Below are 14,833 nucleotides of genomic sequence, written 5' to 3' on the forward strand. Positions count from 1 at the left end.
GAAAAGTCGTTATAGTAGCAGGTTTAGCCTCTTCCTCTTTCCGCCAGTTCATGGAATAAATCCGTGGAACAAATCCGTATTCGTGGGGCTCGCACCCACAACCTGAAGAACGTCAATCTAGACCTACCCCGTCACAAGCTCGTCGTCATTACGGGCCTTTCCGGCTCGGGCAAATCGTCGCTGGCGTTCGACACGCTCTATGCGGAAGGACAGCGGCGCTACGTCGAAAGCCTCTCCGCCTACGCGCGCCAGTTCCTGCAGTTGATGGAAAAGCCGGACGTCGATCTGATCGAAGGTCTGTCGCCGGCAATCTCGATCGAACAGAAAGCAACCTCGCACAATCCGCGCTCCACGGTCGGCACCGTCACCGAAATTCACGACTATCTGCGACTGCTGTTCGCGCGGGTCGGCACGCCTTATTGCCCCGATCACGAGATTCCGCTCGAAGCGCAAAGCGTGTCGCAAATGGTCGACGCGGCGCTCGCGCTGCCGGAAGAGACCAGGCTGATGATCCTCGCGCCCGTCGTGGCGGACCGTAAAGGCGAGCACGTCGAACTGTTCGAGGAAATGCAGGCGCAAGGCTTCATCCGTTTCCGCGTGCGCTCGGGTGGCGGCACCGCCAACGAAGGCGTCGCGAAGATCTATGAAGTCGACTCGCTGCCGAAGCTGAAAAAGAACGACAAGCACACGATCGACGTCGTCGTCGATCGTCTGAAAGTGCGTCCGGACATGAAGCAGCGCCTCGCCGAATCGTTCGAGACGGCGCTGCGTCTCGCCGACGGCCGCGCGATCGCGCTCGAAATGGATACGGACAAGGAGCATCTGTTCAGCTCGAAGTTCGCCTGCCCGATCTGCTCGTATTCGTTGCAGGAACTGGAGCCGCGGCTCTTCTCGTTCAACAACCCGATGGGCGCGTGCCCGGACTGCGACGGCCTCGGCCAGATCACCTTCTTCGATCCGAAACGGGTGGTCGCGCATCCGTCGCTGTCGCTCGCGGCGGGCGCGGTGAAGGGCTGGGACCGGCGCAACCAGTTCTACTTCCAGATGCTGCAAAGCCTCGCGGCGTTCTATGAGTTCGACATCGACACCGCCGTCGAAGACCTGCCGGAGAAGGTCCGCAAGATCCTGCTGTTCGGTTCGGGCAAGCAGGAGATTCCGTTCTCGTACATCAACGAACGCGGCCGCACGTCGGTGCGCGAGCACGTGTTCGAGGGGATCATCCCGAATCTGGAGCGACGTTACCGCGAAACCGATTCGGTCGCGGTCCGCGAAGAACTCGCCAAGTATCAGAACAATCAGCCGTGCCCGGCCTGCGCCGGCACGCGGCTGCGCCGCGAGGCGCGCTTCGTCCGGATCGGCGCGGATGGCGACGCGCGCGGCATCTTCGAAATCAGCGGCTGGCCGTTGCGCGATGCGCTCGGCTACTTCCAGACGCTGCGGCTGGAAGGCTCGAAGCGCGAGATCGCCGACAAGGTCGTGAAGGAAATCGTCGCGCGGCTGATGTTCCTGAACAACGTCGGGCTCGATTACCTGTCGCTCGAACGCAGCGCGGAAACGCTGTCGGGCGGCGAGGCGCAACGGATTCGCCTCGCGTCGCAGATCGGTTCCGGGCTGACCGGCGTGATGTACGTGCTCGACGAGCCGTCTATCGGCCTGCATCAGCGCGACAACGACCGGCTGATCGCCACGCTCAAGCATCTGCGCGATCTCGGCAACTCGGTGATCGTCGTCGAACACGACGAGGACATGATCCGCATGGCCGACTACGTGGTCGACATGGGCCCCGGCGCGGGCGAGCACGGCGGCATGGTGATCGCCGAAGGCACGCCCAAACAGGTGCAGGCGAACGCGGCGTCGATGACCGGCCAGTACATGTCCGGCACGCGCAACATCGAGTTCTCCGACGAGCGCAAGGCGCCCGATGAGCGGCGCCTGCGCATCGTCGAGGCGTACGGCAACAATCTGCAGCACGTGTCGCTGGACCTGCCGGTTGGCCTCCTCACCTGCGTGACCGGCGTGTCCGGTTCGGGCAAGTCGACGCTGATCAACGACACGCTGTATCACGCGGTCGCGCACCACCTGTACGGCTCGGCCACGGAGCCGGCACCGTACGAATCGATCGAAGGCCTCGAACATTTCGACAAGGTCATCAACGTCGACCAGTCGCCGATCGGCCGCACGCCGCGCTCGAACCCGGCCACCTACACGGGCCTGTTCACGCCGATCCGCGAGCTGTTCGCGGGCGTGCCGGCGGCCAAGGAACGCGGCTACGATCCGGGCCGCTTCTCGTTCAACGTGAAGGGCGGGCGCTGCGAATCCTGTCAGGGCGATGGCGTGCTCAAGGTGGAAATGCACTTCTTGCCGGACGTATACGTACCGTGCGACGTCTGCCACGGCAAGCGCTACAACCGCGAAACGCTGGACGTTCAGTACAAAGGCAAAAACATCAGCGAAGTGCTCGACATGACGGTGGAGAACGCCTACGAGTTCTTCAAGCCGGTTCCGGTCGTCGCGCGCAAGCTGAAAACCTTGCTGGACGTCGGTCTGGGCTATATCCGGCTGGGCCAGTCGGCGACTACACTGTCGGGCGGCGAGGCGCAGCGCGTCAAACTATCTTTGGAACTGAGCAAGCGTGACACGGGTCGCACGCTATACATTCTTGACGAGCCGACCACCGGTCTGCACTTTCACGACATCGCGCTGCTGCTGGAAGTGATCCACCGGTTACGCGACCAGGGTAATACGGTCGTGATCATCGAGCATAATCTCGATGTAATCAAAACCGCCGACTGGGTCATCGACCTTGGTCCCGAAGGCGGTGCGGGCGGCGGGCAGATCATCGCTCAAGGCACGCCGGAGCAGGTGGCGAAATCGAAGGCAAGTTTTACCGGCAAGTATCTGGCGCCGCTGCTCAAGCGGGCGGCCAGCAAAAAGTAATGCTGCACAACAAGGGTGGGAGACGGGATAAGCCATGGCCAAGCGGAATCAGGCGCGCGACGACGGGGAAGTGCAGGACCTACGCCCACGCCCGGTCAGGCTGACTAGCGACATGAGCCTGCCGAAGCTATCGGCGGTCGAAATCGGCAGTTATGTGCTGATGCTGGCCGGCATGTGGGCGGTCATCGAACTGAAGCTGCTCGGCGCATTGCTCGCCGGACTGCTGGTGTTTCAGCTCGTGCATACGATCGCGCCGCGCATCGAGCGCCACATGTCGAGCATGCGGGCGCGCTGGCTCGCGGTGGTGATCCTGTCGGTGGTGATCGTGGGGGCGCTGACCGGGCTCACGCTCGGCATCATCGAGCATTTCGAGAACGACGTGCCGAGCGTGCAGAACCTGCTCGATCAGGCCATGCAGCTGATTCATCAGGCGCGTGGCCGGATTCCGCAGTTCATCGCCAATTCGCTGCCGGTCGACACCGAGCAGATGAAGGCCAAGGCCGAAGAACTGATGCACACGCACGCCAACATGCTGCAGCAAAGCGGCACGACCGCGGCGCGCGGCTTCACGCACATCCTGATCGGCATGATCATCGGCGCGATCATCGCGGTCGGCGCGCAGAAGCATACGCACCGGCTGCCGCTGTCCACGGCCTTCATCACGCGCGTGACCCGTTTCGCCGATGCGTTCCGCCGCATCGTGTTCGCCCAGGTGAAGATTTCCGCGCTCAATGCGGTCTTTACCGCCATCTTCCTGCTGGTGGTCCTGCCGATCTTCCACGACCAGTTGCCGCTGTCGAAAACGCTGGTGCTGGTGACGTTCATCGTCGGTTTGCTGCCGGTGATCGGCAACCTGATCTCGAACACGATCATCGTCGCGGTGGCGCTGTCGGTAAGTTTCCCGGCGGCGGTCATGTCGCTCGTGTTCCTGATCCTGATTCACAAGCTGGAGTATTTCCTGAATGCGCGCATCGTCGGCGGACAGATCGAGGCGCGCGCATGGGAGCTGCTGATCGCGATGCTCGTGATGGAAGCCGCGTTCGGCATCCCTGGCGTGATCGCGGCGCCGATCTTCTACGCGTATATCAAGCGGGAATTGATCTACCTGCGGCTGGTGTGAATCGCGGACGAAACCCGGACGCCCGGGCAGCCAGGCAAAAGAACGGCACTTCGGTGCCGTTTTTTTCGTCTTTTGCCTTTGATGACCCCATCAAGCGCAGGCGGTCGCCGCAGCACGGGGAACTTGCGGGAGTTTGCACAAGCCCCTAAGATGCGAACAATTCCCATTCACAAATCGCTTCCGCCGTGACATCTGCCAAGTCCTTCCGCTCCCTCCTGCCGGCTCGTGCATGAGGCGCCAGCTCGTCCGCCTGCACCGGTGGTTCGGCGTCGCCACCGCGCTGTTTCTGTTCGTCGCCGGCCTGACCGGCGCGATCATCGCGTGGGACCATGAACTCGATGCAGCGCTGAATCCGTCGTTCTTCAAAGTCCGCACGGAGGCTCCGGCGCTGTCGGGTCTGGAGCTGGCCCGCCGCGTGGAAGCCGCCGACCCGCGGCTTCAGGTGACCTATCTGCCGCTGACCGCCGAACCCGGCCACACGCTGCAGATGATGGTGCTGCCGCGCACCAACCCGGCCACGAAACAGCCCTACCCGCTCGATTTCAACCAGGTCGCCGTCGATCCCGCCACCGGCGAGATTCAGGGACGCCGCGAGTGGGGCGCCGTATCGCTCGCGCCGATCAATCTGATTCCGTTCATCTACAAGCTGCACTACACGCTGCACTTGCCGTTCGCCGGCAGTATCGATACCGGCACGTGGCTGATGGGGATCGTCGGCATCGTGTGGCTGTTCGACAGCGTGATCGCCCTCGTGCTGTCGTTCCCGAGCGTCAAGGCATGGCGCAAGTCGTTCGCGTTTCGTCTGAAGCGCGGCGGCTATGCGCTCACCTTCGACCTGCACCGCTCCGGCGGCGTCTGGATCTGGGGCCTGCTGATGGTCATCGCGCTGACGTCGATCTCGATGAATCTGTCGGGGCCGGTGGTGCGGCCAGTCGTCTCCAGGCTCTCGACGCTCACGCCGGACCCGATCAACAACCCTGAAATCCTGCGCGCCCCGCAGCCCGGCGATCAGGTATTGAGCCGTGAACAGATCTTCAAACTGGCTGAGCAGGCCGGCAAGTCGATGAACCTCGCCGCGCCGCCTGGCGGCATCTACTACGCGGAATTCCTGCACGCGTACGGTGTGGGCTTCTACGCGCCCGGCAACGATCACGGCGACATCGGCCTCGGCAACCCGTGGATGTATTGGGATGCGGTCACCGGCAAGCTGCTCGGCAAAACGATTCCGGGCAAGGGCACCGCCGGCGACATCTTCATGCAGGTGCAATTCCCGCTGCACTCGGGGCGCATCCTCGGACTCGGCGGGCGGATTCTGATCAGCGTAATGGGCATCGCGGTCGCCGTACTGAGCGCGACGGGCCTGCTGATCTGGCTGAAGAAGCTGAATGCGCGCCGCCGTTCGGCACAGAACGCCGGTCTCGCGCGGAACGCGGGTGGGTCGGCGGCGCGGTCGTAGGGGGAAGGTTGCGCCGGCGGCATCGCGCGGCGCATTTTGTGGCGGCGGCACGACGACTATCGCCGCCGCCCGCTACAGAGTCATGGGCGCCTTGAACGCCTCTACCGGTTTTACCGGAACACCACCGTCTTACTGCCGTTCAACACGACGCGATGCTCGACGTGCCATTTCACCGCACGCGCGAGCGTCACGCATTCGACGTCGCGGCCAATCGCCGTCAATTGCTCCGGCGTCATGCTGTGGTCGACGCGCTCCACTTCCTGCTCGATGATCGGACCTTCGTCGAGATCCGTCGTCACGTAATGCGCGGTCGCGCCGATCAGCTTCACGCCGCGGTCGAATGCCTGGTAATACGGCTTCGCGCCCTTGAAGCTCGGCAGGAACGAGTGATGAATGTTGATCGCGCGGCCGGCCAGCGCTTCGCACAGCTTCGGCGACAGAATCTGCATGTAGCGCGCGAGCACCACCAGATCCGCCTGATGCTCGTCGATCACTTCGAGCACTCGCGCTTCCTGCGCGGCCTTAGCGTCGGGCGTGCCGCCCAGCAGCGGGAAGTGATGGAACGGAATGTCGTAGCTCGCGGCGAGCTGATAGAACTCCTTGTGATTCGAGATGATCGCGGCAATCTCGATGGCCAACTGACCGGTGCGGTAGCGGAACAGCAGATCGTTCAGGCAGTGGCCGATCTTCGACACCATGATCACCACGCGCGGCTTCACCGACGCGTCATGCAGTTCCCAGCGCATGCCGAACTGTTCGGCGAGTTCCGTGAACGACGTGCGCAACGCCTCCAGCCCCGGATCGCCGCCCACCTGCTGAAAATGCACGCGCATGAAGAACTCGCCGGTGCCGCTGTCGCCGAACTGCGCGGAGTCGAGAATATTGCTGCCACGCTCGAACAGAAAGCCCGACACTGCGTGAACGATGCCGGGCCGGTCGGCGCACGACAGTTTGAGGATAAAGCTGTGATCGGTCGACATGACCTGGGTGACTCCCTTCTTCAATGCGTGGTTTGTTCAGTCTGTACGGCTCGATGCTGCGTGCTTCGGGGTGTTCGTCGTGCGGGCGCTGCGGCTGTCAAAGTCGATGCCTACACCAGCGCCGGTGGCGCGAACAACGCGTCGATACCGGCGCACGCCTCTTCATCGAGCCAGCGGCGGCGCAGCAGGCAATCCAGCGTGGCGAGACTTGCGTCCACCGTCATCGCGCCCTCCTCGATCCAGCGCGCCACTTCGTCGATGCGCGCGAGCCGGTGCTCACCCACTTCGCCGTCCTGATTGCGCGGCGCGAAATCAGCCGGCAGCGCGAGGTCGTAGATAAAAATCTGTTCGGCCTGCGTGCCTTCCGGCAGCGATTGCAGCACATGCGCGGTGCGCCCGGCGACGGCGCGTGCGGCAATTTCCTCGGGGATGCCGGCTTCTTCCCAGCACTCCTTGATGATCGTCGCCTCGATGCCGAAGCCCCAGCCGATCCCGCCCGCGACGACATTGTCGAGCATGCCGGGGTCGGTCGCCTTGGTGTCGCTGCGGCGCGCGATCCACAATTGCGGTGCGCCCTTCTGCGCGCCATCCGCGTATTCTACGACGCCGTTCAGATGCACCGCGTAGGTCATCGTGCCGAAGAAGCGCGACGCCGCGCGTTCGATGTACGCGAGCGGCGGCGCGTCGAACGCATTGCGGATCGCGTAGGTCTCGTTGCGCCAGCCAGGAATGCGGCCTTCTGCGGCGAGCGCGCCGATCACGGAACCGAGCGCCGCGCTGCGCAGATCGACGCTATTGAACGCGGCCGCGAGGGTCACGCGGGCGTGGCTGCTATTGCTGTCGATCTCGAACACGTCGGGCCAGCGCGTGAGCAGGGGCACGTCGCCCGCACGGATCCAGCCGACCTGTTCGGCGCCGATCCAGAACGGCAGATGCGCAGCCGCATCGAAGCGGCGCGCGGCGGTGATGCAAGGCAAAGTCATCCAGAACTCCAAACTGAACAGTGCGCAAGACGCGGCTGGTGAGCGGCGAGCGCGTGGTCGATCGCACGGCCACGTCAGTCACGCAGCGCCACGCGAATCCCTATGGCGATAAACGTCGCCCCGGCGAGGCGATCGAGCCACACGCCCACCCGCGGCCGACGCTTGAGCCAGCCGCCGATGATCCCCGCGCACACGCCGAACAGCGAAAACACCACGACCGTCTGCAACATGAACAGCACGCCGAGTTCGAGCATCTGCACCGTGACGCTTTGCGCGCCGTTCGGCTGCACGAACTGCGGCAGGAACACGACGAAGAACAGCGTCACCTTCGGATTCAGCAGATTGCCGAGCACGCTCTGGCGAAACACCGTCATCAACGGCTGCGGCGCGCGCTGATGCGCGCTCGCGAGGCCTTGGCTGCGCAGCGCCTTGATGCCGATCCAGATCAGATAGGCGGCGCCGGCCAGCTTGATCGCTTCGAACGCAAGCGGCGACGAGCGCAGCAACGCGGCCACGCCGAGCGCGGCCAGTGTCGTGTGAAACGTGATGCCGGCCGCGAAGCCGAGCGCGGCGACGAGACCCGCCGCGCGGCCCTGCGAGATGCCACGCGCGAGCACCTGCAGGTTATCGGGGCCGGGCGCCACGGTAATCGCAATCGACGTGGCAAGAAACAGCAGGAAGTTGGGCATCGTCGTTACCTTCTTGTTGTGCGGCGAAGTTCGGCGAAAAGCGGCGGCTACGCGCGCGCTCAATGACCCTCGAAGCTCGTCGCGGTGTAGAGCGCGAGGCCGGCCTCGCGCAGCAACTTCGAGCCGCCGAGTTCGGGCAGATCGATGATCGCCGCGCCTTCCACGACGACCGCGCCGAGCCGCTCGAGCAGAATCTTGGCGGCCATCATCGTGCCGCCGGTAGCGATCAGATCGTCGATGATCACGACCCGGTCACCGGGCTTGCACGCATCTTCGTGAATCTCGACGGTCGCGGTGCCGTATTCGAGTTCGTACGACTGCGAGAGCCGCTTATACGGCAGCTTGCCCGCCTTGCGGATCGGAATGAAACCGATGTTCAACTCATACGCGAGAATCGGCCCGAAGATGAAGCCGCGCGCATCGAGCCCGGCGACGTAGTCGAGCTGCGCGTCGAAGTAGCGCTGCACGAACAGGTCGATCAGCACGCGCAGCGACTTCGGCTCCTGCAGGAGCGGCGTGATGTCGCGAAACTGCACGCCCGGCTGCGGCCAGTCGGGCACCGTGCGAATGTGGCTTTTGATGTAATCGGCCGCATCGAGCGGCGCGCTGACGAGCGCGTTGGACATGATGTCTCCGGATGGACCTCGGTAGGTCCAATGAAAAACTGAATCTGAGCGGCGTAAGGGCCGGCGGCTCGCAGCTTGTGCCTTGCGGCGCGGCGTCACGCGACGCGCATGCGCCCCCGGGCGCCCGCCTACGCCGCAGCCGCGCCCGCACCCGCTCGACGGTGCTTCGAGAGCCGTTCCTCGGCTTCCGCCAGTTGCTCGGGCAGACCGCGCAGTACCACGATGTCGCTCGCGCGCAGCTTGGTGGACGGGTCCGGCTCGACGCCGCGAATACCGTGCCGGCGAATCGCCGTCACTTCCACGCCCAGCTCCAACAGACCCAGTTCGGCGAGCGTGCGGCCCACCGCGTCCGCGTTGGCGTCGACCGGCACCGATTGTAGCCGCACCTGTTCGTGGCCGTCGTCGTCGTCGACGTCGTCGGCACCGTGGAAATACCCGCGCAGCAGCGCATAACGTTCGTCGCGCATTTCCTCGACCCGCCGCACCACGCGCCGCATCGGCACGCCCATCACCACCAGCGTGTGCGAGGCCAGCATCAGACTGCCCTCGACGATTTCCGGAATCACTTCGGTCGCGCCGGCGGCCAGCAGCTTCTCCAGGTCGGCATCGTCGACGGTACGCACGATCACCGGCAGCGTCGGTTCTTCCTCGTGAATGTTGTGCAGCACGCGCAATGCCGACGGCGTGTTCGCGTAAGTGATCGCGACCGCGGCCGCACGATGCAGGCCGGCGGCGAGCAACGACTCGCGCCGCCCGGCGTCGCCGAACACGACCGACTCACCGGCGGCCGCGGCCGCGGCGACGCGATCGGGGTCGAGATCCAGCGCGACGTACGAGAGGCCTTCGTGTTCCAGCATGCGCGCCAAATTCTGCCCGGCCCGGCCGTAACCGCAGATGATCACGTGGCCGCTCTGCTTCAGGCTTTGCGTCGCGATGCGCGTCATCTGCAACGACTGCATCATCCATTCGGTCGACGACAGCCGCAGCACGATACGGTCCGCGTTCTGGATCAGGAAGGGCGCGGCCAGCATCGACAGCAGCATCGCCGCGAGAATCGCCTGCAGCAGCGTGGCGTCGACCAGGTGTCGATCGAGAATCAGGTTCAGCAGCACGAAGCCGAACTCGCCCGCTTGCGCGAGGCCGATACCGGTGCGCATCGCGACGCCGGGCGTCGCGCCGAACAGCCGCGCGAGGGCCGTGATCATCACCGCCTTCAGCAGAAGCGGGCCGATCAGGAAGGCGAGCACGATCAGCGGATGTTCCCAGATCACGGTCGGATTCAACAGCATGCCGGTGGTGATGAAGAACAGGCCGAGCAGCACGTCGCGAAACGGCTTGATGTCCTCTTCCACCTGATGCCGGTACGGCGTTTCGGCGATCAGCATGCCGGCGATGAACGCGCCGAGCGCGAGCGACAGCCCGAACTTGTCAGTGATGAACGCGGCGCCGAGCGTCACCAGCAGCACATTGAGAATGAACAGTTCCTGCGAGCGGCGCCGCGCGACCACGTTGAACCAGCGCGTCATGAAGCGCTGCCCGACGATCAGCAGCAGAGCCAGCGCCACGACGATCTTGATCGCCGCGATGCCGAGCGAGGTGACCAGTTCTTCCGACTTGCCGCCGAGCGCCGTGATGATGATCAGCAGCGGCACCACCGCCAGATCCTGGAACAGCAGCACGCCGAAGATGTTGCGCCCGTGCTCCGTTTCGATTTCGAGCCGCTCGGCCAGCATCTTGCTGACGATCGCGGTCGACGACATCGCGAGCGCGCCGCCGAGCGCCACGCTCGCCTGCCACGTGATATGCACCCAGCGCTCCAGCAGGAAGCCGAGCGCGACCGCCACCGCGATCGTGCCGAGCACCTGCAACAGGCCGAGACCGAACACGAGCCGGTGCATCGCGCGCAGCTTGGCGAGCGAAAACTCCAGCCCGATCGAAAACATCAGGAACACGACGCCGAACTCGGCGAGGTTCTGCGCGCCGGCCGAGTCGGGAATCAGACCGAACGCGTTCGGTCCGACGACGATGCCGACCGTCAGATAGCCGAGCATCGGCGGAAGATTCAGAAAGCGAAACAGCACCACGCCCGCCACCGACGCCAGCAGCAGGAACAACGTCATCTCGAGCGGGGAGATCATCGGCAAAAACGCATGGGTGAAGCGTCCTCGTTCGTCAGCGGAACCGTGCACGCAAAACGCCGTGCGGCGAGGTTGAGGGGCCGGCAAATAGGCCGAAAAAAGGCTGTTGAAGGCAGCGGCTTGGCACAGCAGGCCCGGCGCGGCGAACAGGCGCCTTTGCTATACTCCGCGAATGATAGCGAAAATCAATGGCGACCGGGCACTGACGCTCGCTCGCGACGTGCTCGACATCGAAGCGGACGCCGTGCGCGCCCTTCGCGACCAACTCGACGACGGCTTCGTAGGGGCGATCGATTTCATCCTGGGTTGCCGTGGCCGCGTGGTGGTCTCCGGCATCGGCAAATCCGGCCATGTGGCCCGCAAGCTCGCGGCCACGCTGGCCAGCACCGGTACCCCCGCGTTCTTCGTGCACCCCGCCGAAGCCAGCCATGGCGACCTCGGCATGGTCACCTCGGACGACGTGTTCCTCGCGCTGTCCAACTCCGGCGAAACCGAAGAACTCGTGGCGATCCTGCCGCTCATCAAGCGCATCGGCGCGAAGCTGATTGCGATGACGGGACGCCCGTCGTCGAGTCTCGCACAACTGGCCGACGTGCACCTGAATTCCGCCGTCGCCAAAGAAGCCTGCCCGATGAATCTCGCGCCGACCGCCAGCACCACCGCCGCGCTCGCGCTCGGCGACGCGCTCGCGGTCGCGGTGCTCGATGCGCGCGGTTTCGGCCGCGACGATTTCGCGCGTTCGCATCCGGGCGGCGCGCTCGGCCGGCGCCTGCTCACCTATGTGCGCGACGTGATGCGCACCGGCGATCAGTTGCCGCAGGTCACGCCCGAGGCGACCGTGCGCGACGCGCTGTTCCAGTTGACCGCGAAACGCATGGGCATGACCGCGATCGTCGACGAGGAAGGCCGCGTGGCAGGCATCTTCACCGACGGCGACCTGCGCCGCGTGCTCGAACGCGATGGCGATTTCCGCCAGTTGTCGATCGCCTCGGTGATGACCGCCGGCCCGCGCACCATCGGTCCGGATCGACTCGCGGTCGAAGCCGTGGAACTGATGGAGCGCCACCGCATCAATCAGATGCTGGTCGTCGACGAAGCAGGCAAGCTGATCGGCGCACTCAACATGCACGACCTGTTCTCGAAGAAGGTGATCTGATGGCCATCGCTCCTCCCACTGCTACCGAACGCGCAAGCCGCGTGAAGCTGATGATTTTCGACGTCGACGGCGTGCTGACCGACGGCGGCCTGCTGTTCACGGCGGAAGGCGACACGATGAAGGGCTTCAACTCGATGGACGGCCACGGCATGAAGCTGCTGCGCCAGGCGGGTATCGAGACGGCGATCATCACGGGGCGCAAGTCGGGCATCGTCGCGGCGCGGGCGAAGGAAATGAACACTGCGCACGTCTATCAGGGCGTGCAGGACAAACCTCAGGCGTTTGCGGACCTTTTGCAGCAGACCGGCCTCACCGCGGAAGAATGCGGCTACATGGGCGACGACTGGGTCGACCTCGCCGTGATGCTGAAGGTCGGCTTCGCGGCGGCGCCCGCCAACTCGCATCCTGAAGTGATCGCGCGGGCCCATTGGGTCAGCGAGGCGCGCGGCGGTCACGGCGCGGCGCGCGAAGTCTGCGACACGCTGCTGCGCGCGCAGCACAAGTACGAAGCCCTGCTCGCTGCCGCCTGCAGCGGCGAACAGCGAGGCCTCGTCGGATGAATCAGTTTCGCTGGACTTCGCTGATTCCGCTGGTCGCGATGGCCGCGCTCGCCGGTATCACGTGGTGGCTGCTGCAAGCCACGCAGCCGCGGCAGAATGAAGGCGCGCCTCGTCCGAAGGGACACACGCCGGACTATTTCGCGGACAACTTTTCGGTTTCCGAACTCGATCAGTCGGGCGCGACGCAATACCGCCTGACCGCCCAGTCGCTGATCCACTACGAAGACGACGAGCTGAGCGACCTGATCAAACCGGCCATGCGCGCATTCCAGCCCGGCAAGCCGATCGTCACCGCCACCGGCGACACCGGCAAGGTGAACGCCGACGCGTCGATCGTCGATCTGTACGGCAATGCGCGCATTTTGCGGGCGCCCGGCAACGGCGATCCGCAGATGCAGGCAGATTCAGAGCATTTTAGGGTGCTGGTCAACGACGATGTGATCGAGACCGAAAAGCCGGTTAAACTTCAGCGCGGCATGTCGGTGATGACTGCCAGCGGCATGAACTACAACAACGTCACCCGGGTGATGCAGCTGTTCGGCAACGTGAGAGGCGCGATTACCTCGTCCGACGCCGGCGGCAGCTCGCCCAAGCAACCCGGGTAATCCATTCCAGGCGTGACTGCATGAACGAATCGTTCCCCCGTTTTTTTACCGGCCGCTCGCGCACCCTGTCCGCGTGCCGCGCCGGACTCGCTGCGTTCGCCGTCGCGTTGCCGCTCGCCGGCTTCGCGCCGCTCGCGCATGCGGATCGAGCCGACAAGGACAAGCCGCTGAACATCGAAGCGGACAACATGACTTACGACGACCTCAAGCAGGTCAACATCTTCACCGGCCACGTGGTCGCCACCAAAGGGACGATCGTGATCAAGGCCGATCGTGTCGAAGTGACTCAGGACCCGCAGGGCTATCAGTACGCCACCGGCACGTCGAGCGGCGGCAATCTGTCGTATTTCCGCCAGAAACGTGAAGGTCTCGACGAATACATCGAAGGCACGGCCATCCGCATCGACTACGACGGCAAGCAGGATCTGACCACGCTCACCACGAACGCCACGGTCCGCCGCTTGCAGGGTCTGTCGACGGTGATCGACCAGGTGCGCGGCAGCGTCATCACCTACGACGGCCAGAACGACTTCTATACCGCGAAGGCAGGCAAGGACGTCGCCAGCCCGGGCAACCCGACCGGCCGCGTGCGCGCGATGCTGTCGCCGCGCAACAACGGCGCGGCAGCGCCGGCCGGCGCGTCGGCCACGCTCGCGCCGTCCACCACGATCCAGGGAGCGCCGAATCAGTGAGCACGAGCGCGTCCCTCCCCAATCGCAAACCGGCCGGCACCAGCAGTTCGCTGGTCGTACGTAATCTGAAGAAGCGCTACGGTTCGCGCACGGTCGTCAAAGACGTGTCGCTCGACGTGAAAAGCGGTGAAGTGGTCGGTCTGCTCGGCCCCAACGGTGCCGGCAAAACGACTTCGTTCTATATGATCGTCGGCCTCGTGCCGCTCGACGCGGGCGAAATCGACCTGGACGGCAAGTCGATCAGCCTGCTGCCGATCCACAAGCGCGCGTCGCTCGGCCTGTCGTATCTGCCGCAGGAAGCGTCGGTGTTCCGCAAGCTCACTGTCGAGCAGAATATTCGCGCGGTGCTGGAATTGCAGCACGAAGACAACGGCAAGCGGCTCAGCAAAGACACCATCACCACCCGCACCGAAGCCTTGCTCGACGAGCTGCAAATCGCACACTTGCGCGAGAACCCGGCGCTGTCGTTGTCGGGCGGCGAGCGTCGCCGCGTCGAAATTGCCCGGGCGCTGGCCACCAATCCGAGCTTCATTCTGCTCGACGAGCCGTTCGCGGGCGTCGACCCGATCGCCGTGCTGGAAATCCAGAAAATCGTCAAGTTTCTGAAGCAGCGCAATATCGGCGTGCTGATCACCGACCACAACGTGCGCGAGACGCTCGGTATCTGCGATCACGCGTACATCATCAGCGACGGCAGCGTGCTGGCTGCCGGGGCGCCGAGCGAAATCATCGAGAACGAAAGCGTGCGGCGCGTCTATCTGGGCGAGCACTTCCGCATGTAAGCGCACAACGGGCCACCGGCGGTGCGAGCGCGCATCCGCCAGCCCTTTTGCGGCAACCGCACATCAGCATTCTGACCTGGGCCGTCCCGCGCCCAGCCCCGTCGAAACG

Annotated in this window: 13 protein-coding genes; 8 read left to right on the forward strand and 5 right to left on the reverse strand. The window is 64.5% G+C overall.

Features of this window, described 5'->3' with window-relative positions; translation table 11 throughout:
• The first annotated feature begins 63 nt into the window (after window positions 1–63).
• The 3 genes from uvrA to PQQ53_RS00155 all read left to right on the forward strand — a co-directional run bounded on the left by uvrA (window position 64) and on the right by PQQ53_RS00155 (window position 5,513).
• A complete protein-coding gene (uvrA, locus tag PQQ53_RS00145; protein WP_408145703.1) occupies window positions 64–2,937 on the forward strand; it encodes an excinuclease ABC subunit UvrA in 2,874 nt (957 codons plus the stop codon).
• Window positions 2,938–2,971: 34 nt separating this feature from the next.
• Entirely contained in the window at window positions 2,972–4,057 is a 1,086-nt protein-coding gene (locus tag PQQ53_RS00150; RefSeq protein ID WP_408156071.1) for an AI-2E family transporter, read from the forward strand.
• 229 nt (window positions 4,058–4,286) lie between these two features.
• Window positions 4,287–5,513 carry a PepSY-associated TM helix domain-containing protein gene (locus PQQ53_RS00155; protein WP_408323050.1) on the forward strand — a complete coding sequence of 409 codons (1,227 nt, stop codon included), beginning with the start codon at window positions 4,287–4,289 and terminating at the stop codon, window positions 5,511–5,513.
• A 110-nt stretch (window positions 5,514–5,623) separates the two neighbouring features.
• On the opposite strand, the gene purU is transcribed toward PQQ53_RS00155, so the two are convergent.
• From purU to PQQ53_RS00180, 5 genes are all read right to left on the reverse strand, one after another.
• Window positions 5,624–6,493, reverse strand: a complete 870-nt coding sequence (purU, locus tag PQQ53_RS00160; protein ID WP_408145697.1) for a formyltetrahydrofolate deformylase — start codon at window positions 6,491–6,493, stop codon at window positions 5,624–5,626.
• Between the two features lie 110 nt (window positions 6,494–6,603).
• Entirely contained in the window at window positions 6,604–7,476 is an 873-nt protein-coding gene (locus tag PQQ53_RS00165) for an NUDIX hydrolase (RefSeq protein WP_408145695.1), read from the reverse strand.
• 74 nt (window positions 7,477–7,550) lie between these two features.
• Window positions 7,551–8,165: a LysE family translocator gene (locus PQQ53_RS00170; RefSeq protein ID WP_408145693.1), complete on the reverse strand. Its 615-nt coding sequence runs from the start codon at window positions 8,163–8,165 to the stop codon at window positions 7,551–7,553.
• Window positions 8,166–8,224: 59 nt separating this feature from the next.
• On the reverse strand, window positions 8,225–8,791 hold the full coding sequence (locus tag PQQ53_RS00175) for an adenine phosphoribosyltransferase (RefSeq protein WP_408145691.1): 567 nt from the start codon (window positions 8,789–8,791) through the stop codon (window positions 8,225–8,227).
• 128 nt (window positions 8,792–8,919) lie between these two features.
• Window positions 8,920–10,929: a monovalent cation:proton antiporter family protein gene (locus tag PQQ53_RS00180; protein ID WP_408323051.1), complete on the reverse strand. Its 2,010-nt coding sequence runs from the start codon at window positions 10,927–10,929 to the stop codon at window positions 8,920–8,922.
• Window positions 10,930–11,101: 172 nt separating this feature from the next.
• Here PQQ53_RS00180 and kdsD point away from each other — a divergent pair, with 172 nt between their 5' ends.
• The 5 genes from kdsD to lptB are packed head-to-tail and all read left to right on the forward strand — an operon-like array spanning window position 11,102 to window position 14,724.
• Entirely contained in the window at window positions 11,102–12,085 is a 984-nt protein-coding gene (gene kdsD / locus PQQ53_RS00185) for an arabinose 5-phosphate isomerase KdsD (protein WP_408156078.1), read from the forward strand.
• Window positions 12,085–12,645, forward strand: coding sequence for a KdsC family phosphatase (locus PQQ53_RS00190; protein WP_408323052.1), 561 nt, complete (start codon window positions 12,085–12,087; stop codon window positions 12,643–12,645). The genes kdsD and PQQ53_RS00190 overlap by 1 nt, the downstream gene beginning before the upstream one ends.
• A complete protein-coding gene (gene lptC / locus PQQ53_RS00195) occupies window positions 12,642–13,250 on the forward strand; it encodes an LPS export ABC transporter periplasmic protein LptC (protein ID WP_408323053.1) in 609 nt (202 codons plus the stop codon). The genes PQQ53_RS00190 and lptC overlap by 4 nt, the downstream gene beginning before the upstream one ends.
• Window positions 13,251–13,270: 20 nt before the next feature.
• On the forward strand, window positions 13,271–13,942 hold the full coding sequence (gene lptA / locus PQQ53_RS00200) for a lipopolysaccharide transport periplasmic protein LptA (RefSeq protein ID WP_408145684.1): 672 nt from the start codon (window positions 13,271–13,273) through the stop codon (window positions 13,940–13,942).
• Window positions 13,939–14,724: an LPS export ABC transporter ATP-binding protein gene (gene lptB / locus PQQ53_RS00205; protein WP_408145682.1), complete on the forward strand. Its 786-nt coding sequence runs from the start codon at window positions 13,939–13,941 to the stop codon at window positions 14,722–14,724. Before lptA ends, lptB begins: the two co-directional genes overlap by 4 nt.
• Window positions 14,725–14,833 lie beyond the last annotated feature (109 nt).

It is taken from the genome of Paraburkholderia strydomiana (assembly GCF_046030495.1).
GTDB lineage: Bacteria > Pseudomonadota > Gammaproteobacteria > Burkholderiales > Burkholderiaceae > Paraburkholderia > Paraburkholderia strydomiana_A.